Here is a 23,610-nt window from a genome sequence, read left to right on the forward strand (position 1 = left end):
CTTTACAAACTTCGATAGACTTTAATTAATGATATTTAAATTTAATAAAAAAATATTAAATCAAACTTTTAATTTTGGCGATGATATCATCACCTAATTTGTCAGCTTCTTCTTGCGATTTAGCTTCTGTATAAATTCTGATAATTGGCTCTGTGTTTGACTTTCTAAGGTGAACCCAGTTTTCAGCAAAATCTATTTTAACACCATCAACCGTCGAAACCTCTTCATTTTGATACTCTTTTTGCATTTTAGTTAAAAGCTCATCAACATTAATTTCTGGTGTCAATTCGATTTTCTTTTTACCCATAAAATATGCTGGATAAGTTGCTCTAAGCTCAGAAACCGTTTTGTTCTCTTTTGCTAAATGTGTTAAAAACAAGGCAACACCAACTAAAGAATCTCTTCCGTAATGTAAATCTGGATAGATAATTCCGCCATTACCTTCGCCACCGATAACCGCATCTTTTTCCTTCATTAAGTTAACCACGTTAACCTCTCCCACTGCACTTGCAAAATATTCTGAACCGTGACTTTTCGCCACATCACGAAGCGCTCTACTCGATGACAAGTTAGAAATCGCTGCGCCTTTTTTATGTTTTAAAAGATAATCTGCAACAGCAACCAAGGTATATTCTTCACCGAACATTTCGCCTTTTTCGTCGATTAAAGCCAATCTGTCAACATCTGGATCAACGACAACACCAACATCGGCTTTTTCTTTAATCATCAATTCGCAAATATCACCAAGATGTTCCTTCAAAGGTTCTGGATTGTGTGGAAAGTGACCATTTGGCTCGCAATAAAGTTTTACAACTTCACAACCAAGCTTTTCTAATAACATTGGAATTGCTAAACCTCCAGTAGAATTAACAGCATCCAAAACAACTTTGAAATGCTTAGCTTTAATCGCTTCTGCATCAACCATTGGCAAATCCAAAATCTTATGAATATGAATATCGAACGCCTCTGTGTTTACTTCGTAATTTCCCAAATCATCAACTTCAGCATAATTGAAATCTTCATTTTCGGCAAGTTCTAAAACTTTTGAACCTTCCTCAGCATTGATGAATTCTCCTTTTTCGTTAAGAAGTTTTAGCGCATTCCATTGTTTAGGATTGTGAGAAGCCGTTAAGATAATTCCGCCATCCGCGTTTAATTCTGGCACCATTACTTCAACCGTCGGCGTTGTTGACAAGCCTAAGTCGACAACATCAATACCCAAACCCTGCAATGTCGCTGTTACCAAAGACGACAACATCTGCCCAGAAATACGAGCATCACGACCAATGACAAGTTTTAGATTTTTTTTGCTTTTAGTGTTTTGAAGCCAAGTTCCGAATGCCGAAGCAAACTTTACGATATCCAAAGGCGTCAAGTTATCATTGACTTGTCCACCAATTGTTCCACGAATACCAGAAATACTTTTTATTAATGACATGCTATATTTTAGATTTAAAATTATTGCAAAATTACGCAAAAAAGATTTCTTAAACTTTAAGAATATATTATGTTAAGAGCATCCGCAATTGGTATCGCAGCCACCACCTTTTTTAGATTTTCGGAAAGAGTTTCTCAGATTTCTGAAAAGTGCATAACCTAGTGCTAAAACCAAAACAGCAATCACAATATACTGAAATACAATAGAGTCCATTTTGTTTATTTTTAAAAGTTATTTTAAAATTTGATACGTAATAAGTGACACAATGTATGCCAAAACGCACATTGCAATGGCTTGTGTTGCCGTCAACTTCCAACTTCCTGTTTCTCGATAGACTACCGCAATGGTTGTGAAGCACTGCATCGCAAAGGCATAGAACATTAACAACGAAATCCCTGTTGCTAGCGTGAAAACCTTCTCGCCATTCGGATACGTATCGTGATGCATTTTATCAATCAATTTGCCTTCGGGCGCATCATTATCCAAACTGTACAAAGTTGACATTGTCCCAACAAAAACCTCTCTCGCTGCAAAACTTGACAACAAGCCGATTCCCATTTTCCAATCGTAACCCAAAGGTCGAATGGCAGGTTCTATAAAATGTCCAACTTTTCCAAGATAAGAATCTTCCAACTTGACTTCGGTTGCAACAAATTGACTAGGTTCTTGTTTTGGTCCAAAATAACTCAGAACCCAAAGAACAACACTCACTGCGAAAATGACTTTCCCCGCACCTGTGATAAATCCCCAAACTTTCTCCAACATCAATTTAAAATCATAACCCCAAAGTGGCATTTTGTACGTTGGCAAATCCATTACCAAGAAACTTTTGGTTTTAGATTTAATAAAAGATTTCGACACAAAAGCTGCTAAAAGCGCCAGTACAAAACCAAGAACATACATTCCCATCAACGCCAAAGCATGGTATTTAATACCGAAAACCGTTTTATTTGGAATAACCAAAGTTATCAAAATACTATATACAGGAATTCTCGCAGCGCACGTCATAAACGGCGTTGCCAAAATAGTGATTAATCTTTCTTTCGTATTTTCGATATTTCTTGTGGACATAATAGCGGGAATTGCACACGCAACGCCAGACACCAAAGGCACAATACTTTTTCCGTTTAATCCAAAAGGACGTAAAAATTTATCCATCAAAAACACGACACGCGCCATATAACCCGAATCTTCGAGAAGATATAAGAAATACAACATGATCCCAATCTGCGGTGCAAAAACCAAAATCCCACCAACACCAGGAATAATACCTGTTGTAATAAGACTATTAAGCGGACCTGCAGGCAAAGTTTCGGCAGCCCAAGCTGTTAACCAATTAAAGCCATCTTCGATCCAAGTCATTGGATATTGCGCAATGAAAAATACACTTTGGAACACCAAAAGCAATATCACGAAAAAGAAAATATAACCCCAAAATTTGTGTACCAAAAGCTTGTCCAACTTTTCGGTAAGCAATTCTTTAAAAGCTGGTTTTTTATCTAAAATTTCTTCTAAAATGCCATCAATCCATTGATAACGACGGATAGTTTCTTGGACTTGCAGACGCTTCGGAACATGACAACTCGTATCTTCTTTTTTAAGAATCTCGTTGATGTTATTAAGTTTGCCAATATAATTATTAGCTGCCAAAAGCGTCCAAACACGATATTGATTAGCCTCATGTGTTTGATCCGAAATGTGCGTTACGATTTCTTTCTGCTCTACAGGAATTTCAAAACTAAGTTTTTCGGTTGTTGAAAAGCTAGCATTTTTAACAGCCTTTTTTATTTCGTCAAGACCTAAATTCTTTTTAGCATTGGTTGTGAAAACCTTTACTTTTAATAAGTCAGAAAGTTTTTGAGTATCAATAAAAATATCGCGTTTTTCAGCTTCGTCAATTTGGTTAATGACCATAATGGCTGGAATCCCATAATCGCGAATCTGCTGAAATAGCAACAAGCTACGTCTTAGATTAGTCGCATCAGCAATGTAGATAACACCTTCATAAGTCGATCTTTCTTCCACCAAATATTTAGAAAAAATCGCTTCATCTTCGGAACTAGGATAGATACTATAGGAACCAGGCAAGTCAACAACTTCCACTTTTTCTCCTTCAAACTCGTATTGTCCAGAATGACTTGCAACGGTAACACCAGCGTAATTACCTGTTTTTTGTTTTTTGTTACAAAGCCAATTAAAAATGGTCGACTTCCCAACATTAGGATTCCCGACCAACAATACTTTTTTGCTAATACCTTTAGTATTCTCCATAATTACAACACTTCTACATCGATAAATCTTGCTTCTTCGACGCGCAAAGCTAGACGAGCTCTTTCGGCGCCATATTCTATATACAAAGGCCCATCAAAAGGCGCTTGGTACAATATTTTAAAACTTGTTTCTGGCAACAATCCCATTTCCAAAATTTTGGTTGGCATCTTTAGTTCATCATTAAAACCACTAATTTTCCCCAACGTATTTTTGGGAAAGCAACATAATGTACCAGATATTTTTTTTGTCAAAACAAATGATTTAGAATTGCAAAGATAGCTTATTTTAATTAAATCTAAATAACACCTTACAACAGAAAAGTCGAGCTTTCACCCGACTTTTATCATGTTATCAATATTTTAAGACTATTTCTTCTTAGTAGGTGCGTCTGTTATCTCGATTGGATTATCATTCGCAGCCAAGAAATCCTTAACCAACTTTTCTTGATTTTTAATAAATTCTCCCATTGTCATCTGCGAACCAGGCATAGTCATTTTCATAGCTTCGGGTGTCATATATTGACGAAATTCGCCGAATGGATCTTGTCTAAACACTTTTGCTGTCGCATCAAATTTGTCTTTAGAAATCACAGTCACTTTAGGGTTGTAACCCATTGTACGACGCATTTCTTCACCATAAGTTAGCTCCTTCCAATCTTTGATTTGTTTATTTCCTTTTAGCTCCCAAGAATAATTCTTGTCAGCATCTTCGATTTTAACAATCAAACCTGGCAACCCATAAAACTTGTAAGGACCATCTTGAAAAGGCAAATCTGTACTAAACCAAGCTGTCCATTTTCTTCCACCAAAATCTGTTGTTGCTTTTTGTGTATTATATGCACCAATCTTTTGCTTGTCGTTAGAGATTTTCCAATCGAATTTCACTTGATCTTCATAGCCAAAAGCATTTCTGTTACTAATCATATCCGACACCAAAATCTTCATATCTGGATAAGCTTTTTGAATTTTATAAGAAAACTTCGGCATCTTAATACTTTTGGTAACATCTTCGAAGATTCCCGACTTCTGCATGCCTTCAACTTTCACCTTTAAGATTGAATCTTGTGCAGGACCAGTAAAATCTTCATATTGAGATTTCGTCTTAGTAATGTCCAAAATCGTCATCACTTTATCTATTTTCGCGGAATCTTTTTTAGGTTTAAAACTTAACTCGTAGAAAAAACGATTCGCATTTTCTTGCGCCGAAAGCAATCCCATCAACAAGATAAAACTGAGACTAACTAATTTTTTAATATTCATTTTGAATTGTTTTTAAATGTAATATCCAATTAGTATCGCCTCCCGAATTTTGTTACAAAAAATTTTAATCCAAATTATACATTTCTTTAATCGACGTATTCATAACATTATAAATCGCCAATTGTTCTGGATTTTTGAGAAGTTCTTTGTGAAGTTCCAGAATTCGTTTATCATTTCTAACTGCTGGTCCAGTTTGTGCATCTTTTGGATTTACAGATTTAATCTTATCAAAAGTTTCTTCTATTAAAGGCATAAAATAATCAAAAGGAATCTTCTGCGAATCCGAAATCTCTTTAGCACGTGCAAAAAGATGATTGACAAAATTGCACGCAAAAACAGCAGTAAGATGGATGTATTTTCGTTTTTCAAAATCGGCAACTTCAACATAATTGGACATTTTTGAAGCCAAATCAACCAAAACTTTTTCAACATCTTTATCTTCAGCATCAATAAAAAATGGAATTGTTTTAAAATCCAAATCTTTGGTTTTAGAAAAAGTTTGCAAAGGATAAAAACTCGCTTTTCTGTAATTACCATTTAGAATCTCTTTTGGCAAAGAACCCGAAGTGTGCGCCACAATTGCATCAGGCTTATTAATCCTCATAGAAACCTCTTCCACAGACGAATCGCTGATCGAAATAATATACAAATCTGCGTCCGCAAGTTCGGTTGTTGAAAACGGAATATCCAACTCATCAGCGATAGATTTGAGCGCAACTTCATTTCTCCCAAAAATTTGGACTAGATTTTGTTGATTTCCTTTTAAAGCTTTTGCGAGATGATAAGCCACATTTCCGGAGCCGATGATAGCGATTTTCACGATTTTTAATTTAATAATTGTTGCAATTTAGTAGATTTTATAGACAATTTTGAAACATCAAATCAAAAATTTAAAAAACAATTTTAACTTTGGCTTATAAAAATTATCCAAACAACGAAACATCTCAATGAAGCTCAACGACGACGACATTATCAAGCTGATGTTACAGCCAAAGACTGTAGAGAAAGGGCTTCGCGCAATGATGGACGCACATCAAAGCAGACTGTATTGGCATATACGTCGTTTGATCGTCGACCATGACCTTGCACAAGATGTATTGCAGGAAACGTTTATCAAAGCCTATCAGAATTTTCATCAATTCAAACAAGATAGTAAGTTGTACACGTGGCTTTATCGGATTGCAACCAACGAAGCACTTCAACAACTTAACAAAATGAAAAGAATGAAAAAGGTTGATGAAGATGCAGAATATTACATGCAGAATTTGGTAGCTGATAACGCGGAAAAAGACGCAGACGAAATACAACTTTTGTTACAGAAAGCAATACAAAGTCTTCCTGAGAAACAAAAATTGGTTTTCACAATGCGATATTATGACGATTTGCCTTACGAAGAGATTTCAAAAATTGTTGATATGTCTGTAGGCACGCTAAAAACAAACTATCACTACGCCAAAGAAAAAATTGAAACTTTTATTAAAGACAACTATTCTAGCGAATTGTAGTAAAATTTGAACATGATGAAAAATTTTGATTTAGATAATCTTGAACGCAAAAATTCTTTTGCAACACCGCCAGATTTCTTCGCGGACATGCAAAATAATGTTTTGAATAAGACGGTTAATCAGAAAAAAGAAGCCAGAATTATTCCTATTAACTTCCGATGGGCAGCCGCGGCGGCAGTTGTCGTGATTGGTGGTTTAAGCTTTTGGACATTAAACAATCAAAACCTTGATGACCAATCCACTGTCGCACAACACAAAGAAATTATCGACAGCAGCTACACCTTGAAAAGCGATGAAGCTTTAGCTTTAAACGACAATATTAAACCGGAAGTTAACGCCGACTCTTATAGCAGTCAGCCAAAACATAAAGACACAGAAACAAAAGAGGAACATCACCAAAGTCACATTGCTACAACTGATACACAAAATCAAAATTTAGCAATGGCTAAAACAGCAGTGCAAACGCCGATAGCCTCTTTTGCAAAAGTCAACAAAAACCCAGATGCTAAAATCAGTCAAGTTTTAGCAGTGTTGACACCTGACCAAGTAAGCGATCTAGACAAAACCGTCGACCAAGACGTCTATCTGGATCTTTACAACTAGATGAAAAATAAAAGTTATGAAAAAGTTATTATTTAGTTTAATCTTAATTTCCGCTGCAACGCAGATTAACGCGCAAGTCGAACGTCGTGGAGGAAGTGCTGACAGAAGTCGAAGTGGTTCTGACAACATGGGCACCACCATGCAAAGAGGTACTCTTGGAACGACAAGTCTTGCTCCTACGCAAAACGACAGAATGAGAAGTGCGCCATCCCAAATGCAGACAATGTCCAACTGGCAAGGCATGAACAACGAGGAACGTCAAGAAATGATGAAAAACATGAATCCTCGTGAGCGCTCACAATTTATGCAAAACGTCAAACAAGATATTTTCTTAGACGAGTTGAATATCCCAGAAGCTTCTCAGGCAGAGTTCAAAGAAATATTTGACCAATATACAGCGAGTCAAAAACAGATTAAAGACAAATTCAAAGGGACTGTTAATATTGACAAACTTAGCAACGACGAGGCAAAACAAAAACTAGATGATAGTTTCGAAATCGGAAAGCAACTCTTAGACAACAGAAAAGTCTATGCTGACAAGTTTTTGAAAATATTGACACCGCAACAAGTTCTTAAACTCTTCCAAACAGAAGGGAAAGTGCGAGACAAGATTATGGACAAAAAATATGGTGGCAAATAAGCCTACCAATTGAGAATAAGCGTGCCATCGAAAATAATTTTTCGGTGGCTTTTTCATAAAAGACTTTTAATAATGATAAAAGTTTAAAACAATTTTTTCATTTTAGTTCAAAAATATGTATTTTCGCGGATTGATTATAAACACATAACAAAAAATGGCAGTTTTAGGAGAGATTAGAAAACGACCTTGGTTATTGATGGGTGTCATTGCCTTAGCTTTATTAGCTTTCTTGGTAAATCCAGATTCTATCGATAAAATTTTTGGTAAAAACCCTAATATTTTAGGAAAAGTTAACGGACAAGAAATTACCCGTGACGAATTCAACGACCAATTGTTCGTACTTCAACAACAAGCACAGCAACAAGGACAACAACCACACGGCCTTGAAGAACAAGCTTGGCAAGTGTTGGTACAGTCAAAATTAATTCAACAAGAATTCGAAAAACTAGGTCTTGAGTTAACGGATGATATGTTCTGGAGCCAACTTCAGTACGATCCAATGTTTGCTCAAAATCAAGCTAACTTTGATGAAAAGGGGAATTTTAAACTTCAAGAAATTAAAAAACAAATTGAAGGCTTACAAAACGCTGGTCAATCAGAAATGTATAACAATTGGTTAAGAACAAAAAAATCAATCGAATACAGAATGATGGCGAGAATCCTTTTCGGAAACATCGGAAACGGTATTACTGCTAGCAAAAAAGAAGCTGACATCATCATCAAACAACGTGATGAAATCGCTAATATCGACTACGTAAAAGTTGACTATACAAGTTTCGAAAAAACAAATCCTATAAAAGTTACCACACAAGATTTGACGGATTATATCAACCAACATCCAACAAGATTCAAAGTTGATGCTAACCGTAACCTTGCTTACGTATACTTCCCTGCTACACCAAGTGCACAGGATGATGCTGCAGCGCTTAACGAGCTTAACAAACTTTACCTAAAAGGATCAGACGCTTCTAACGGAGCCGAAAATTTCCAAAACACTAAGAATGATTCAATGTTCGTGGAACTTAACTCTGATGTGCCTTTTATCCCTCAATACTTAAAGCCAGAGCAATTGCCTGCTGCTTTAAAAGAGAAAATTGCTGGTGCTACAGTTGGAGAAACTTTTGGACCTTACAAGGAACAAAACTATTATATCGTTTCTAAATTGTTAGGTAAAAAACCTACAGATTCTACAATGTCTAGCCACATCTTAATTGGTTACAAAGGCGCTGAAAGATCTACTGCAACGAGAACTAAAGAGCAAGCAAAAAAATTAGCTGACAGCATCTTAGCTGATGTTAAATCCAATGCTGCTAATTTTGATAAAGACCTTAAATTTTCTGATGAGCCTAACGCTGTTGAAAGAAAAGGTAGTGTGGGATGGACAACTCCAGAATCTCAATTTGCTCCAGGATATCTTAATTTCTTAGCAAACAATAGCAAAGGATCAATCGGTCTTGCAGAAACGCAATTCGGTTACCACATCATTAAAGTTGATGACAAAAAAGCTGGTGCAATGGCTTACAAAGTGGCGCACTTAGCAAAAGCTATTAAAGCTTCTGATAAAACAGAAAGTGACGTACATAATAAATCAACAAGATTTATCCAACAAGTACAAGGTAAGAGCTTCAACGAGTTTAGCAACATTGCTAAAAAAGATGGTCTGAATATGCAAAATCCTAAAGCTGTTACAAGATTCCAAGGACAACTTCCTGGACTAGGAACAGATAAAGATGGAGACATCTTATCTTGGGCATTTGATAAGAAAAGAGAAATTGGCGACAGCGACATCTTCACAGTTGAAGGTACAGGCGACCGTATCGTAGCTTATCTAGTAGGCAAACAAGATGCTGGTCTTGCAAGTGCAGAAAGTGTAAAAGAACAAATCGAGCCAATTGTTAAAAATAAATTGTTAACTAAAAAGATTACTGAAAAAATCAATGCTGCTAAAGCTGGTAGTCTAGATCAAGTTGCTAAATTGTTTAACACACAAACAGCAAATACTGACATTAACTTATTCAATGCTTCAATTGCGAACAGCATGGAGCCAAAAGTTGCAGGTGCTGCTTTCGGAGTTGCTAACAACAAAATGTCTCAACCAATCGAAGGTATGACAGGTGTTTATGTTGTACAACGCAAATCGATTAAGAGTAACAAAATGCCTGGTGATGCTAAGCAAGTTATTGATGCAATCCAACAACAAAACAGTAATATGTTTGGACAAGGTTATCTTAAATCGCTTCAAGATAACGCGAACATCAAAGATTACAGAATTGAAGTTTGGGATAAAAATCAACAACAACACTAAGAATCTTCTTAAAACATAAAGAAAAGCGGCTTGTATTTTGCAGGTCGCTTTCTTGTTTTTATTTAGAAAGAATATTAACCGCAATATTCTTATATTTGTAACCTAAAAAATTATTTACGTGAAGTTTAGTAAAGAATTAAAAGCTGGACTTATTGCCTTGTTTGCAATAGTTTCCTTTGTTATATTGTTTCAATTTATGAAAGGGAAAAATATTTTTTCCACGGACAATCAATTTTATATCAAATACGAAAACGTAGAAGGTTTAGCAAAGTCAAACCCTGTATCCATCAATGGATTACGTGTTGGTCAAGTTTCGGATATCAAACCATTACCAACATCTAATGGACAAATCCACTTTGTTGTGCAGATTACGGTTAATGACAAGTTTGAGTTTTCAAAACTTTCTAATGTCGAAATTTTCGAACCTGGGTTAATGTCGGGTAAAGAATTAAGAATTAATCTTGCCCAAGGTGGTACAACTGCAAAAAGTGGTGATACCCTAAAAGGTAGTTTGCAATTATCAATGCTAAATAGCCTAGCATCGCAAGTTGGTCCAGTTAAAGACCAAGTATCAAGCGTTTTGACCAAGTTGGATTCGACGATGGTGAGCGCTAATAAATTGGTAGATGACGAAAATCGTCAACAGATAAAAGTTCTTTTGGGAAATCTTAACCAAACTGTTGCTGCTTTCAAAATCACAGCAGACCAAACCAACAGAATGTTAGCGAATAACGAAGCAGGCATCCATTCTGTGGTTGACAATGCCAACAAAACTTTGGTTTCGACAAAAGCTACGGTTGACAAATTCGGGACAGTTGCAGACAATGTAGATGTTAAAAAGCTTAATTCTGCTATAGAAAATCTTAGCACAACAGCAGACAAACTTAATTCTGTTATTGCTGGCATACAAAATGGCGAAGGTTCTCTTGGAAAACTTACCAAAGATGAAGACCTTTACAACAACCTCAATAAGACATCTAGTAACCTTAATGCTTTAATAGAAGACCTTAAAGCGAATCCTAAGCGTTATATCAACATTTCGGTATTCGGAAAAAAATAATTTTAGATTGATATGCAGTATATTGACAACATCATTTTTGTAATTCTTCTGGTTTTGGGCTTTGGTATGTTTGCCAAAAGCTTACAAAAGATTTATAGAAATATCAACCTTGGTAAAGACATTAACAGATCCGACAGAAGATCCGAACGTTGGGCAACAATGACACGTGTTGCACTTGGTCAAAGCAAAATGGGACAACGTCCTGTTGCTGGGATACTTCACCTTTTTGTGTATGTTGGTTTTGTCATTATCAATATCGAACTTTTAGAAATTATTGTTGATGGTATTTTCGGGACACACCGATTTTTACATTCAATATTAGGTGATACGCTTTATAATTTCTTTACAGGGACTTTAGAAGTTTTAGCGCTTTTGGTTGTCGTTGGCGTTGTAGTTTTCTTTATTAGAAGAAACTTCTACGGTGTTAAACGTCTTAACATGAAAGAGCTTTTCGGTTGGCCAAAACAAGATGCTAACTGGATTTTGATTATCGAATTTGCTTTGATGATGGCTTTCTTTAAGCTTAATGCTTCAGAATCTATTCTACAAGCGCGTGGCGTTTATCATGCGATGGGATATTTCCCTGTTAGTAATATGCTGTTTGTACCAATTTTCGAATGGTTCAACTTTGACAATGGTTTCTTAATCTTTGTTGAAAAAGCAGCTTGGTGGTTCCATTTTGTGGGAATTTTGTTCTTCATGAATTACCTTTATTATTCTAAACATTTGCATATTATTTTAGCGTTCCCAAGCACTTGGTATGCTAACCTAAATCCAAAAGGAGAATTCAACGATTTGGAATCTGTTACCAAAGAAATCAAATTGATGATGGATCCAAATGCAGATCCTTACGCTGCTCCTACAGAAGGCGAAGCTGAAGTTCCATCGAAATTCGGTGCAGAAGATATTTTTGATTTAAATAAAGTTCAGCTTCTTAATGCTTATTCGTGCACCGAATGTGGACGTTGTACTTCTAACTGTCCAGCAAACATTACAGGTAAAGAACTTTCACCACGTCTTATCATGATGAAAACGCGTGATCGTCTAGAAGAAGTGAGCAAAAATATGGATGCCAATGGTGGCAAATTTGTAGATGATGGCAAAAAATTGTTAAACGACTACATCACCAAAGAAGAGCTTTGGGCTTGTACAACTTGTAATGCTTGTACAGAAGCTTGTCCTATCCTACTTGATCCGTTGTCTATTATTTTCGAAATGAGAAGATTCTTGGTGATGGAGCAATCTGCCGCACCGACAGAACTTAACTTGATGATGACCAATATAGAAAACAATGCTGCTCCTTGGCAATACAACCAAGCTGATAGATTGAATTGGGCAAACGAGAACTAGAGAATTATTAAAAAATTCAACAACGTACCAATTATGCTTTTCGTTTTTAAGATATTGGTAAATTGTTACACTGATACATTGATAAATTAAAAAAATGGATTTCACTATAAAAACAATGGCAGAATATGCTGCCGAAGGAAAATCTCCAGAGGTTTTGTTTTGGGTTGGTTGCGCAGGAAGTTTTGACGATCGTGCCAAAAAAATCACCAAAGCTTTTTGTAAAATCTTACACAAAATAGGTGTCGAATTTGCCGTTCTAGGGCAAGAAGAATCTTGTACTGGTGATCCTGCAAAACGTGCTGGTAACGAATTTATCTTCCAAATGATGGCATTAACCAATATCGAAATTCTTAATGCTTACGATGTTAAGAAAATTGTAACGGCTTGCCCGCATTGTTTCAATACTTTAAAAAATGAATATCCTAGCTTAGGTGGAAAATTCGAAGTTCTTCACCACACGCAATTCCTTAAGCAATTGATGGAAGAAGGACGTCTGAAAATTGAAGGAGGTCAATTCAAAGGGAAAAGAATCACTTTCCACGATCCGTGTTATTTAGGTCGCGGAAATGACGAATACGAAGCACCAAGAATGCTTTTGGAAAAACTTGATGCCGAATTGGTAGAGATGAAGCGTTGCAAAACCAATGGACTTTGTTGTGGGGCAGGTGGTGCACAGATGTTCAAAGAACCAGAAAAAGGTAATAAAGACATCAATGTCGAAAGAACAGAAGAAGCGCTTAAAGAAGAGCCAAAAGTTATTGCAACTGGTTGTCCTTTCTGCAACACGATGATGACGGATGGTGTTAAGCACTTCAACAAAACAGAAGAAGTACAAGTTAAAGATATTGTCGAACTTCTTGCCGAAGCAGACGATTTGTAGACTTTAATAAATTTCGACATATAATTAAAACTCAGGCTTTGCTTGGGTTTTATTTTTTAGAAATATTAAAACTGAATAATAATTCGTAATTTTATACTTTAATTTTAAAACCATTCTGATATGAAAATTGAAGAATCTAGCATTGTAGAAACCAACGACTATAGAGTCATTATATATCCTGCATCTCGTCCTTTCTCACCAAAAGAAGCGAAAGACATTGCAGAACGTTTGTACGAATTTTTATCAACTTGGGCTGCGCATGGCAAACCGCTTGACGCATCTTTCAAGATTGAGAAAAATCAATTCATCATTGTATGTGTTGATGAAGAAAAAGAAATGGCTTCTGGATGTAGCATTGACGCACTTGGAGGACTTATGCGCGAATTCGATAAAGAATATGAACTTGGTCTATTCGACAGAATGAAAGCAAGCTTCGTAGAAAATGGCGAAGTAAAAACGCTAAAGCTTCAGGATTTCAAAAACAAAATAAAATCAGGAGAACTTTCTCGCGACATTGAGGTTTTTGATTTTTCGAAAAACACGTATTTAGATTTTCTAAGTCATTTTTTACAACCACTTAGCAGAAGTTGGGCGCATAATATCTAACAACATTTGAAAGTTCTTTTTATTTCTTCGTGGTATCCTAATAAGTTGGAGCCAACTAACGGAAATTTTGTACAACGCCACGCAGAAGCCGTGGCTTTGCAACATCAGGTAGAAGTACTTCACACTATTGGTGATCCTAACCAAAAGGAAAAATTCTTGTTCGATGAAAAAGTAATTAATGGTCTCAAAACCTTAATCGTTTATTATCGCAACACCAAGAATCCACTTATTAATTTTAGAAGAAGAATGAAAGCTTACAAATTAGGCTTTCAAAATATGCAAAAACCAGACATTGTCCATGCGAATGTGATGCACAATAATATGCTTTTTGCGGTTCATCTTAAGAAGAAATACAAAATACCTTATGTTGTAACAGAACATTGGTCTGCATTCCAAAAGATTAATCTTCACAAACTTTCAAAAGCATCAAAATTCGTTGCAAATCGCATCGCCAAGCATTCATCGAAAGTCTTGCCAGTAACTGAAAATCTAATCTCTGGATTAAGACTTCTTGGCATCAAAACACCAATGCAAGTTGTTGGAAATGTTGTAGATGTTAACTTGTTTAATATCTCTGAAACGCCCAAAGCAAAGTTTATTTTTTTGCACATTTCGAATTTAATTCCATTAAAAAATCCAAAAAAAATAATTAATGTAGCCATACAACTACATCAACAAAAGCCCAATTTCGAACTTTGGATTGGTGGCGATGGTGACAAAAATATGCTGGATACAATTGTTGCCCAAAACAATGCAGCAACATTTATAAAAACATTCGGAATATTGTCATTAAAAGAAGTTTCGGAAAAGATGCAGGCTTCCGATTGTTTTATCTTATTCAGTGATTACGAAAATCAACCTTGCGTCATTTTGGAAAGTTTTGCAACAGGACTACCCGTAATAGCATCAGAAGTTGGCGGTATTCCTGAAATCATGGACAAAGACCGAGGTATTCTTGTTAAAAAAGACGACGAAACAGCATTGTTAGCAGCCATGAAAAATGTGTTAGAAAATGAAGTTGATTTCAAAAACAAACAAGAAATAAGACAGTATTCTGTGGAGAATTTTTCAAAACAGAAAATCGCAGAAAAATTTTCTGAAGTTTATAAAAGTATTTTAGCGTGAAAAGAGGTTTTTCTTTTTTAATTCAGGGTCATAATCAGCAGTTAGACATTTCTTTTAATAATGAAGAGTTTGATAACTTGTATATTGATAACGCTGAAATTTTGATCATTTTTGAAGGCGTTTTATTAAACCGAAAGCAACTAATCAATATGTACGCAGCAAAAAGCTACGCTTATTTGATACAAGAGCTTTTTAAAAATAAAAAAGATGCATTTTTATCAGAACTCGAAGGCGAATTTCGAGGCATGATTTGGGACAAAATAAATCAAAAGATTTATGCTTTCACCAATGCGACTTCTACCAAGCAGCTTTTCTATTATCACAAGGATGGCATTCTCCTTGTGGACACAGGCCTACAAAGCATTTTTAAAAACTTGCAACAACTTGGCGAAAATCCTAAGATTGACATAGAAAGCATGTACCAACTATTGGCGTTCACCAACCTTATTGAGAATAAAACGCCATTAGAAAATGTCAAAAAAATCTATGATGCACATTGTATTATTTTTGACATCCAAGAACAAGAGCTTTTCGAAAAACAATATTACAATGTAGAATCAGAAAGCTTTTCTGGAACTTATGAACAAGCCTTAAAACGCAATCATGAGATTTTTTCTGAAGCAGTCGCATTAGAATATCAAAAAGATGATGCGTTAGAAAAACGACATTTTGCATTGTTAAGTGGTGGTCTTGATAGCCGCGTTGCATTGCTGTATGCAGACAAACTTGGAGAAAAACCACAAGATGCATTTTGTTTTTCACAGAGCGGTTATCTGGATGAGACAATTTCTCGAAAAATAGCAAAGGATTATCAATACAATTATATTTTCAAAGAGCTTGATGGTGGCGATTATCTGAAGAATATTGATCGATTGATGTCATTTTCAGAAGGTATGGTTTTGTACACAGGTTCTATACATGTTGATTATGCGATTAATCAATCCAAGATTAACAATCCAGGAATGATACATTCTGGTCAAATAGGCGATGGAATCCTCGGAGGTTTTAACAGTGTCCCAAAGCTTAAAAAGCCAGATTATTATAAAATTTTGGTAAATCCAAAATTCCTAAGCAATGTTGAAGAAAGCCTAAAAGCATCTATCGAAAAATATGATCGTGAGGAAGTTTTTCTCCTGCGCAATATTGCATTTAACAGAACTGTTTTAGGCACCAAAGTTTGGGAACAAATATCACATCAGACTTCTCCATTTATGCATAAAGACTTTATGAATTTTGCATTAAGTCTACCCGAAAATTGGAAATTCAAACATCGATTCTATATCGATTGGATAAAGAAATATTCTCCTGAAAGCACCCAGTACACTTGGGAACGCACTTTGCTAAAACCGAATGCGAAATGGAAAACCTATTTTGGAGATCAATTTCTAAAGAGAGCACAAAATGCAGTCTACAACAAATTACTAAACTTAGAGCAAAAGATAAGTATGTATCCTTATCAGTTTTATTTTAATAATAATACGAGCTTACAAGAGGTTTACCAATCCTACTTTGCAGATAACGTTTCGAGGCTTGACGGCTTCCCTGACTTAAAAAAAGATGTTGAAACATTATTTAGCGAAAAAGATTTTTTTTCGAAGTCTTCGGCAATTAATATTTTAGCAGTGTTCAAATATTTTTCGATAGGATAATATGTCTAGTTTAGCAGATTTTATAAAAAACTTTCTCAACTCCAAAGGCCACTATGTGTTTTTGTCCCTTTTGGTCGCAAAGATTTGTGGTTTTATTGGATCTGCACTAATCTTTAGATTACTAGATAAACATGAAATGGGTGCGGCAAGTATTGTTATGTCATTATCTGTGATTTTTATTGCTTTCAGTGGGTTTGGAAGCCAACAAGGTCTGCTGAGATATGGATCAATAACAGACAATCAAGACGACAAAAATGCATTATCTGCTTATCTTTTCAAAAAAGGGCTTTTTTACCACATTATTTTGAGCCTTATTTTTTTGTTCAGCAGTGTCTTTTATGTTGAAAAATACGAACACATTTTATATTTTTTCATCTTTTTTTCAATACGTTTGGTTGGTTACTATTTCTACAATTACACACAATCACAATTAAGAATAAATGGAGACAATCAAGGTTTTGCAAGGTTAAATAATGTTGTCAATATTGTTGGTCTAGCGCTAATGCTTGCTTTCACTTATTTGTGGGGATTAACAGGTTATCTAACATCATTAATGTTGATTCCATACATCTCTCTTTTATGGCTAAAACCATTAAAAATAAAAGCACCAAAAATAATTTTTGATAAAAAAGAACTTTGGACATACAACTTCCAAACTGCAGCAACCGCTTTATTTTCTGATGCTTTATTTTCTATTGACGTGCTAATTCTGGGTTTCTTAATGAGCGAAACGGCAGTTGCAAACTACAAGGCAGCCATCCTTTTACCTGCGAATGTAACATTCCTTGCTGTTAGTTTCATGCAAAGTGATTTTCCAACTTTAGCAAAAAACTACCAAAACAAAAAATTCCTTACCAACTATATCAAGAATTATTACAAAATATTTATCCCAATTTGTATCCTTATTTTCGGTATTTCATTTTTATTAAAAGATGAACTTGTTAAATTAGCTTCTGGAAATCGCTATGATAATTTAGGGATTAGTTTCAGCATCTTATTAGGAGCCTTTTTACTAAACATGCTTTTCCGAAACCTTTATGGCAATTTGCTTTCTGCAGTAGGTCTAATGAAAGTCAACACCATAGTTTCAATACTCGTTTTACTTGTACTTTCTGGCTTATCATTATTTTTAGTTCCAAAATATGGCATCAACGGAATGGCTATCGCCCAAGCAATTAGTTTACAATTTACAGGAGTTGTACTAATGTTTAGTTTTATAATATATCTCAGAAAGTTGTAGTCTTTTTTTAAATCGAAGTTTTATCTTTGTTGGGATGAAACAAAAAATTTCAATTTATCTAATCGCGGTTTTTAGTCTTTTGGCTTGTCGTCAAGATGGAGATTCTATCCAACAAATTGACCAAGTCCTAAATATCTATGTTAAAAACGCGGCTGGACAAGATTTGCTAAGACCTAAAATCGCAACCAATTATACCAATGTTGCCCTACTCGATTTATTAGCAGATACCGACCAAAAGCCCGTTAACTCTTCCATTGTTATTGGTAGCGATTCCATTCGTTATGTGGAATATGTGGCAGGTGCAACACGATTGGTAAAGGATTCCATCAATCCAGATTCCAAAAGTTATTATTCTAAAATGATTATGCGTTTTACAAAAATGAATGATAAAACGCCTGTCATTACTGATGACACGATAAGAATTGAATACAATTGGACACCACAAAAATTTGAAGTTTCCAAAATGTGGCTTTCTAAAAAATTGGTGTTCACAAAAACTGACAATCCACCGAATATTGTCAACATCGTGAAATAAAAATCACTAATTTTGCAATCTTAACTGATGCTTTGAGTTTTAGAACCATTTTTAAAACCGAAAGCATCAACAACATCAATATACTAACAACAAAATTATGTTACAAGTTAATTTTTTACGCGATGAAAAGGAGCGCGTTATTGAAGGTTTAGAAAAACGTCATTTCAAAAATCTAGAATTGGTAGATGCTGCCATTTCCGCAGACGACAACAGAAAAAAACTTCAGTTCGACCTTGACTCCCAACTTGCTGAAATGAACAAAATTTCGAAAGAAATTGGTATCATGATGAAGGAAGGACGAAAAGACGACGCCGAAGCTGCTAAATCCCAAACCGCCCAATACAAAGAGTCGAGTAAAGAATTACAACAACAACTTAACGATGCCGAAAAGGCTTTGTTAGATATTTTATATCAAATTCCGAACATTCCATACGAAAAGGTAGTTGCTGGTATTTCTGCTGACGACAACGAAAATATTTTCCAATCAACGCCAGTTGAAGGACTTGGTGAAGGTGCAATTCCACATTGGGAACTTGCAAAAAAATATAATCTTATCGACTTTGAATTAGGTGTTAAAATCGCTGGTGCCGGTTTCCCTGTCTACCTTGGAAAAGGTGCAAGACTGCAACGTGCTTTGGTACAATATTTCTTGGACAAAAACACCGATGCTGGTTATCTAGAGGTTAATCCGCCACACGTAGTTAACGAAGCTTCAGGTTACGGAACAGGACAATTGCCAGACAAGGAAGGTCAAATGTATTACATTGGTGCTGATGATTTATATTTAATTCCGACAGCTGAAGTTCCTGTGACCAATATTTACCGTGATGTTATCTTGGACGAAAAAGAACTTCCGATTAAAAATACGGCGTTTTCACAATGTTACAGAAGAGAAGCTGGAAGTTATGGTGCGCACGTAAGAGGCCTTAACCGTCTTCACCAATTCGAAAAGGTTGAAATCGTTAGAATTGAAAAACCTGAAAATTCTTATGCTGTTCTTGAAGAAATGGTAGAGCACATCAAATCAATTCTTGAAGACCTTGAATTGCCTTACAGAATTTTGAGACTTTGTGGTGGCGATACTGGTTTTGCCGCAGCAATGACTTATGATTTTGAAGTTTGGAGTGCTGCTCAAGAAAAATGGTTAGAAGTTTCTTCTGTTTCGAATTTTGAAACTTTCCAAGCGAACAGACTTAAGTGTCGTTATAAAGCAGATGGAAAAACGCAGTTGGTACACACACTAAATGGTTCTGCAATGGCTCTTCCAAGAATTATGGCAGCGCTTTTGGAGAACAATCAAACTGAAGAAGGCATCAAGCTTCCAAAGAAAATTGCTGAATATGCAAGATTTGAATTGATTAACTAATCTTCAAATTACTAAATATAAAAAGGTGGACATTTCTTCGAAATGTCCACCTTTTTTATGCTTACTATCATTCATAGGACTTCGTCCTATGCTAGGTTAAATCGTTCCTTCGGAACTTCTTGGCAAGAATTTAATACTCCATTTTTCTAAGTTTTGGAGAGGTTGAACCAATGAATAATGCGGTTACTAAAGTTAATGTACCACCAATTACCACGGATCTCGCCACACCAAAAATCTTAGCCATCACGCCACTTTCAAATTGTCCTAATTCGTTGCTCGACATGATAAAAATTGAATTAACACTCATCACACGACCACGTAACTCTTCAGGTGTTTTTAGCTGCACAATTGTCCCGCGGATGACAACGCTGATGCCATCCAACATTCCGCTTAGCATTAGGAATCCAAAACTTAACCAATATAATTTTGACAATCCAAATCCAATGATACAAAGTCCAAATCCTGCTGCAACACATAGTAATATTTTACCTTGGTTTTTCTTTAACGGCACCAAAGACAAGAAAATAATAATACACATCGACCCGATATCGGAAGCGGCATTTAACAATCCAAAACCTTCGGAACCGACTTTTAGGATATCGCTAGCAAAAACAGGAATCATCGCCACTGCACCACCGAACAAGACTGCAAACATATCTAACATTTGCGCACCAAGAATTTCTTTGGTTCGGACAATAAAAGAAAGGCCTTCTTTAATACTTTTCCAGACTTCGGGTTGCTCTGCGTGCTTAACAACAGGAAATTGCTTATTTAAAGTCCAAAAGAAAAACGAAGCGATTATCATACTACAAACAATAACAACCAAGGTATATTTGATCGTAATAAGTGCTATTAAAAAACCGCCAATTGCATGTCCAGAAACTGATGCCGTCAAAAACGTCGCTTGATTCATAGTTACGGCATAAGGAAGATTTTCGATTTTCACAATTTTGGGAATCATTGATGGAACAAGTGGTCCCAAAAAAGCGCGACAAATGCCCGTAAAAAATATAATCCCATAGATAAAGTAAGTGATTTCATGACCGTTGAAATGCAGACGATGTCCCAAAAAAGCAGGAATCAAAAGAAAGCTTATAAGAAAAACGTAGGCATAATTACACATCAGAAGCATTTTCTTCTTCTCGTTATTATCAATGACATGTCCTGCATACAAGGCGCTTCCAACAGCTGGAATAACTTCAGAAAGCCCGATAAGCCCAATTGACAACGGATCTTTTGTCAGTTGGTAAACCCACCAACCCAGAAGTGTTGCCAACATACGAAAGGCTATAATCAAAAAGAATCTTCCAGCGAGAAGATTTCTGTATTCTTGGTTTTTTAAAACCTTTAATGGTTCAAATGAAATCATTTAACAAAAAAAATTATTTATGCTTAATTATGAAATTGATATAAGCTAAGAAATCGTAAAAATTAATCTTCATGTCCAAAACCATATCCAAAATTAGTTGTTGCTTTTGCTAACAAATAAATTAGTGTTCCCGATCCAGCAATACCTACCAGCAACGCTGCAGTTCCTGCAGGACTATCTTTCTTGATAAGTTTTATATCTTTTTTGGCAATTCCAACATTTTCTTTATTACGAATTCCGAAAATACTGTCTGTCTCAATTTTTGTCACAGCCATTTTGAAGTCGCCATTCGAAAGGGTTTTAAAATGATATTTGGATCCTGCTTTGACTTCTAAAAAGTTATTCCCCCACTATTGTTTATACTTTGTCGTTCTACAGGCACTTAACAACATACTTACAATAATTAAAATTGGAAATACTTTTTTCATAAGCTTAAAATTTTTCAAGAAAATCAGCAATTTTTCTATCATTTGCTAATCTAGGAATTTTATTCTGACCGCCAAGTTTACCTTCGGATTTTGCATAATCTTGGAATGCGTTCTTTTTCAAACTTTTAATTTTTAAAATTTGAAGAATATTTCCACTAATCAAATCATCATAATAAGTATTCCGTTGTCTTAGCTGATTATCTAACTCCAATCGGAATTGCTCCAAATCGCTTGGTTCTGTGGCAAACTCGACAAACCATTCGTGATATGGCAATCCGTCAACTGGGTTAACCTGCGGCGCCAAATGAAATTCTGTAATCTGACAAGGAAATTTTTCGACTGTCGCCTTCATCGCTTCTTCAACTTCGAAAGCGATAACATGCTCACCAAATGCAGATGTAAAATGTTTCGTCCTTCCACTTACCAAAACGCGATGCGGATTTTTGTCAATAAATCTTACAACATCACCAATAGAATATGCCCAAAGTCCTGAATTGGTCGTCAAAATCATGGCATAATCTTTATTAAGTTCGATATCTTTTATGGTTAAACGACGAGCTTCTGGCTTTCCGAATTCTTCCAAGGGAATAAATTCGTAGAAAATACCATGCTTCGTTAATAACAAAAGACCTTCCTTTTCGTAATCATCCTGAAACGCAAAAAAGCCTTCGGAAGCTGGAAAAGTTTGCACAATATCAACTGGCTTTCCTAGCAAATCGTTCATCTTTTCGCGATAAGGCTCGTAGTTGACACCACCTGTAATAATCAGTTGAAGATTTGGAAAAATTTGGGTAATTTTTTTATTATGCTTTTCTGTTAGTTTTTCAAAATACATAATTAACCAAGGCGGAATCCCAGAAATCAAAGTCATGTTTTGAGATTCGGTTTCTTCAACAATTTTATCAACTTTGGTTTCCCAATCTTCGATACAATTGGTCTCCAAACTTGGCAAACGATTTTTTTGCAAATAATTGGGAATATGATGCGCAACAATCCCAGAAAGACGACCCGTTTTAACACCATACACTTCTTCTAACTCAGGCGAACCTTGTAGAAAAATCATTTTCCCGTTCACGAAATCGGCATTTCCCTTTTGAGCAATATAATGAAATATTGCGCTTTGTGCCGCAGCAACTTGATAAGGCATTCCCTCTTTGGAAATCGGAATATATTTAGCTCCAGACGTTGTGCCAGAAGTTTTTGCAAAATATTCGGGAAGATCTGGCCAAAGAATTTTGGCTTGACCGCGTTTTACTTTTTCGATGTAAGGTTTCAGATCTTCGTAGTCTGAAATAGGAACAAGTTTTTGAAAATCCTCGATAGATTTAATATTTTCGAACTGATGTTCGCGTCCGAATAATGTTTTTTCGGCTGTTTTAACCAAATCTAAAAGTAGCGCTTCTTGGTCTTTCGCCGCACTAATTTTAAATTCTTGTGTTGCAGCAACATGTTTTTTAGCCCAAACTTTGGCAATATTTTTCTTGATAAAATTTAGCATTGATAAGATTTTCAATGTTCAAATTTATTGAGATTAATTAAGATTATAAGGTAAAACGTAAAATTGTTTTGCGAAAGACTTTTTACAACTATTTGAAATTCGAAATTTGAGGTTTGAGATTTGAGATTCTGATTAATGATAAGACTTCGAGAGTTTTCAAACTCTGAAAGCCTTGTATTGTTCTCCACGCGACTATCGCAGCCCGACCTGAGTGGAGCTCATTTTTTTGGTTTGGAAAAGGCTTGGAAAAAAATAGCGGGAACGGAGGGCGGAAAAGCTGCCCAAATAAAAATAAAAAGTACTGAGCGTCAAATATTTGAAAAAAGTGAAATAAATATTGTGCTTGTTAAATAAATTGTCTACTTTTGCACCTCGAATAATTATATAAAAATCATAAACAATGTTTGCAATTGTAGAAATAGCAGGGCTTCAATATAAAGTTGAGCAAGACCAAAAGTTGTTTGTAAACCGTCTAGCAGGAGA

At 35.5% G+C, this 23,610-nt stretch carries 23 protein-coding genes; 14 read left to right on the plus strand and 9 right to left on the minus strand.

Annotation, left to right across the window (positions count from 1 at the left end; all coding sequences use genetic code 11):
• Positions 1–55: 55 nt before the first annotated feature.
• From glmM to Q1V95_RS08145, 6 genes are all read right to left on the minus strand, one after another.
• Positions 56–1,438 (minus strand): phosphoglucosamine mutase, encoded by a 1,383-nt coding sequence (gene glmM, locus Q1V95_RS08120; RefSeq protein WP_300672549.1) that lies wholly within the window; start codon positions 1,436–1,438, stop codon positions 56–58.
• Between the two features lie 72 nt (positions 1,439–1,510).
• On the minus strand, positions 1,511–1,651 hold the full coding sequence (locus Q1V95_RS08125) for a FeoB-associated Cys-rich membrane protein (protein ID WP_300672550.1): 141 nt from the start codon (positions 1,649–1,651) through the stop codon (positions 1,511–1,513).
• Between the two features lie 18 nt (positions 1,652–1,669).
• The gene (feoB, locus tag Q1V95_RS08130; RefSeq protein ID WP_300672552.1) at positions 1,670–3,709 is read right to left on the minus strand and encodes a ferrous iron transport protein B; all 2,040 of its coding nucleotides are present in this window, start codon (positions 3,707–3,709) and stop codon (positions 1,670–1,672) included.
• 2 nt (positions 3,710–3,711) lie between these two features.
• Complete coding sequence (locus Q1V95_RS08135; RefSeq protein WP_300672554.1) at positions 3,712–3,960, minus strand: FeoA family protein; 249 nt, start codon at positions 3,958–3,960, stop codon at positions 3,712–3,714.
• A 114-nt stretch (positions 3,961–4,074) separates the two neighbouring features.
• A complete protein-coding gene (locus Q1V95_RS08140; RefSeq protein WP_300672556.1) occupies positions 4,075–4,968 on the minus strand; it encodes a GLPGLI family protein in 894 nt (297 codons plus the stop codon).
• A gap of 64 nt (positions 4,969–5,032) precedes the next feature.
• Positions 5,033–5,788 (minus strand): DUF2520 domain-containing protein, encoded by a 756-nt coding sequence (locus Q1V95_RS08145; RefSeq protein ID WP_300672558.1) that lies wholly within the window; start codon positions 5,786–5,788, stop codon positions 5,033–5,035.
• A 127-nt stretch (positions 5,789–5,915) separates the two neighbouring features.
• Here Q1V95_RS08145 and Q1V95_RS08150 point away from each other — a divergent pair, with 127 nt between their 5' ends.
• From Q1V95_RS08150 to serS, 13 genes are all read left to right on the plus strand, one after another.
• Positions 5,916–6,473: a sigma-70 family RNA polymerase sigma factor gene (locus Q1V95_RS08150; protein ID WP_300672560.1), complete on the plus strand. Its 558-nt coding sequence runs from the start codon at positions 5,916–5,918 to the stop codon at positions 6,471–6,473.
• 12 nt (positions 6,474–6,485) lie between these two features.
• On the plus strand, positions 6,486–7,076 hold the full coding sequence (locus tag Q1V95_RS08155) for a hypothetical protein (protein ID WP_300672562.1): 591 nt from the start codon (positions 6,486–6,488) through the stop codon (positions 7,074–7,076).
• A gap of 16 nt (positions 7,077–7,092) precedes the next feature.
• A complete protein-coding gene (locus Q1V95_RS08160; protein ID WP_300672564.1) occupies positions 7,093–7,716 on the plus strand; it encodes a hypothetical protein in 624 nt (207 codons plus the stop codon).
• A 154-nt stretch (positions 7,717–7,870) separates the two neighbouring features.
• Positions 7,871–10,021 carry a SurA N-terminal domain-containing protein gene (locus Q1V95_RS08165; protein ID WP_300672565.1) on the plus strand — a complete coding sequence of 717 codons (2,151 nt, stop codon included), beginning with the start codon at positions 7,871–7,873 and terminating at the stop codon, positions 10,019–10,021.
• 118 nt (positions 10,022–10,139) lie between these two features.
• Positions 10,140–11,081, plus strand: a complete 942-nt coding sequence (locus tag Q1V95_RS08170; protein WP_300672567.1) for an MlaD family protein — start codon at positions 10,140–10,142, stop codon at positions 11,079–11,081.
• 12 nt (positions 11,082–11,093) lie between these two features.
• Positions 11,094–12,431 carry a (Fe-S)-binding protein gene (locus tag Q1V95_RS08175; RefSeq protein WP_300672569.1) on the plus strand — a complete coding sequence of 446 codons (1,338 nt, stop codon included), beginning with the start codon at positions 11,094–11,096 and terminating at the stop codon, positions 12,429–12,431.
• 94 nt (positions 12,432–12,525) lie between these two features.
• Positions 12,526–13,311, plus strand: coding sequence for a (Fe-S)-binding protein (locus tag Q1V95_RS08180; RefSeq protein ID WP_300672571.1), 786 nt, complete (start codon positions 12,526–12,528; stop codon positions 13,309–13,311).
• Between the two features lie 120 nt (positions 13,312–13,431).
• A complete protein-coding gene (locus tag Q1V95_RS08185; RefSeq protein WP_300672573.1) occupies positions 13,432–13,917 on the plus strand; it encodes a hypothetical protein in 486 nt (161 codons plus the stop codon).
• A gap of 6 nt (positions 13,918–13,923) precedes the next feature.
• Positions 13,924–15,042, plus strand: a complete 1,119-nt coding sequence (locus Q1V95_RS08190; protein ID WP_300672575.1) for a glycosyltransferase — start codon at positions 13,924–13,926, stop codon at positions 15,040–15,042.
• The gene (locus tag Q1V95_RS08195) at positions 15,039–16,691 is read left to right on the plus strand and encodes an asparagine synthase-related protein (RefSeq protein WP_300672577.1); all 1,653 of its coding nucleotides are present in this window, start codon (positions 15,039–15,041) and stop codon (positions 16,689–16,691) included. The genes Q1V95_RS08190 and Q1V95_RS08195 overlap by 4 nt, the downstream gene beginning before the upstream one ends.
• A 1-nt stretch (position 16,692) precedes the next feature.
• On the plus strand, positions 16,693–17,931 hold the full coding sequence (locus Q1V95_RS08200) for an oligosaccharide flippase family protein (protein ID WP_300672579.1): 1,239 nt from the start codon (positions 16,693–16,695) through the stop codon (positions 17,929–17,931).
• A gap of 34 nt (positions 17,932–17,965) precedes the next feature.
• Entirely contained in the window at positions 17,966–18,466 is a 501-nt protein-coding gene (locus Q1V95_RS08205; RefSeq protein WP_300672581.1) for a hypothetical protein, read from the plus strand.
• A 97-nt stretch (positions 18,467–18,563) separates the two neighbouring features.
• Complete coding sequence (gene serS / locus Q1V95_RS08210; RefSeq protein WP_300672583.1) at positions 18,564–19,832, plus strand: serine--tRNA ligase; 1,269 nt, start codon at positions 18,564–18,566, stop codon at positions 19,830–19,832.
• A gap of 130 nt (positions 19,833–19,962) precedes the next feature.
• Here the strand turns inward: serS and Q1V95_RS08215 are convergent, their stop codons facing one another.
• The 3 genes from Q1V95_RS08215 to Q1V95_RS08225 form a co-directional block, all read right to left on the minus strand.
• Positions 19,963–21,201, minus strand: coding sequence for an MFS transporter (locus Q1V95_RS08215; protein WP_300672585.1), 1,239 nt, complete (start codon positions 21,199–21,201; stop codon positions 19,963–19,965).
• A 62-nt stretch (positions 21,202–21,263) separates the two neighbouring features.
• Entirely contained in the window at positions 21,264–21,476 is a 213-nt protein-coding gene (locus Q1V95_RS08220) for a hypothetical protein (RefSeq protein WP_300672587.1), read from the minus strand.
• 157 nt (positions 21,477–21,633) lie between these two features.
• Positions 21,634–23,127 carry a GH3 auxin-responsive promoter family protein gene (locus Q1V95_RS08225; protein ID WP_300672589.1) on the minus strand — a complete coding sequence of 498 codons (1,494 nt, stop codon included), beginning with the start codon at positions 23,125–23,127 and terminating at the stop codon, positions 21,634–21,636.
• Positions 23,128–23,527: 400 nt separating this feature from the next.
• On the opposite strand from Q1V95_RS08225, the gene Q1V95_RS08230 reads away from it, so the two are divergent.
• Positions 23,528–23,610, plus strand: an 83-nt coding sequence (locus tag Q1V95_RS08230; protein WP_300672593.1) for a bL21 family ribosomal protein, incomplete at its 3' end; no start/stop codon positions are given.

Source organism: Soonwooa sp. (assembly GCF_030151385.1).
Classification (GTDB): Bacteria; Bacteroidota; Bacteroidia; order Flavobacteriales; family Weeksellaceae; genus Soonwooa.

Bases quoted from the DNA above. Each gene is read 5' to 3' on its own strand.
- Q1V95_RS08185 (WP_300672573.1), top strand. From the start codon at position 13,432: ATGAAAATTGAAGAATCTAGCATTGTAGAAACCAACGACTATAGAGTC.
- Q1V95_RS08160 (WP_300672564.1), top strand. From the start codon at position 7,093: ATGAAAAAGTTATTATTTAGTTTAATCTTAATTTCCGCTGCAACGCAG.
- Q1V95_RS08215 (WP_300672585.1), bottom strand. From the start codon at position 21,201: ATGATTTCATTTGAACCATTAAAGGTTTTAAAAAACCAAGAATACAGA.
- Q1V95_RS08140 (WP_300672556.1), bottom strand. From the start codon at position 4,968: ATGAATATTAAAAAATTAGTTAGTCTCAGTTTTATCTTGTTGATGGGA.
- Q1V95_RS08200 (WP_300672579.1), top strand. From the start codon at position 16,693: ATGTCTAGTTTAGCAGATTTTATAAAAAACTTTCTCAACTCCAAAGGC.
- Q1V95_RS08225 (WP_300672589.1), bottom strand. From the start codon at position 23,127: ATGCTAAATTTTATCAAGAAAAATATTGCCAAAGTTTGGGCTAAAAAA.
- Q1V95_RS08205 (WP_300672581.1), top strand. From the start codon at position 17,966: ATGAAACAAAAAATTTCAATTTATCTAATCGCGGTTTTTAGTCTTTTG.
- feoB (WP_300672552.1), bottom strand. From the start codon at position 3,709: ATGGAGAATACTAAAGGTATTAGCAAAAAAGTATTGTTGGTCGGGAAT.
- serS (WP_300672583.1), top strand. From the start codon at position 18,564: ATGTTACAAGTTAATTTTTTACGCGATGAAAAGGAGCGCGTTATTGAA.
- Q1V95_RS08175 (WP_300672569.1), top strand. From the start codon at position 11,094: ATGCAGTATATTGACAACATCATTTTTGTAATTCTTCTGGTTTTGGGC.
- glmM (WP_300672549.1), bottom strand. From the start codon at position 1,438: ATGTCATTAATAAAAAGTATTTCTGGTATTCGTGGAACAATTGGTGGA.
- Q1V95_RS08220 (WP_300672587.1), bottom strand. From the start codon at position 21,476: ATGGCTGTGACAAAAATTGAGACAGACAGTATTTTCGGAATTCGTAAT.
- Q1V95_RS08150 (WP_300672560.1), top strand. From the start codon at position 5,916: ATGAAGCTCAACGACGACGACATTATCAAGCTGATGTTACAGCCAAAG.
- Q1V95_RS08125 (WP_300672550.1), bottom strand. From the start codon at position 1,651: ATGGACTCTATTGTATTTCAGTATATTGTGATTGCTGTTTTGGTTTTA.
- Q1V95_RS08165 (WP_300672565.1), top strand. From the start codon at position 7,871: ATGGCAGTTTTAGGAGAGATTAGAAAACGACCTTGGTTATTGATGGGT.
- Q1V95_RS08180 (WP_300672571.1), top strand. From the start codon at position 12,526: ATGGATTTCACTATAAAAACAATGGCAGAATATGCTGCCGAAGGAAAA.
- Q1V95_RS08155 (WP_300672562.1), top strand. From the start codon at position 6,486: ATGATGAAAAATTTTGATTTAGATAATCTTGAACGCAAAAATTCTTTT.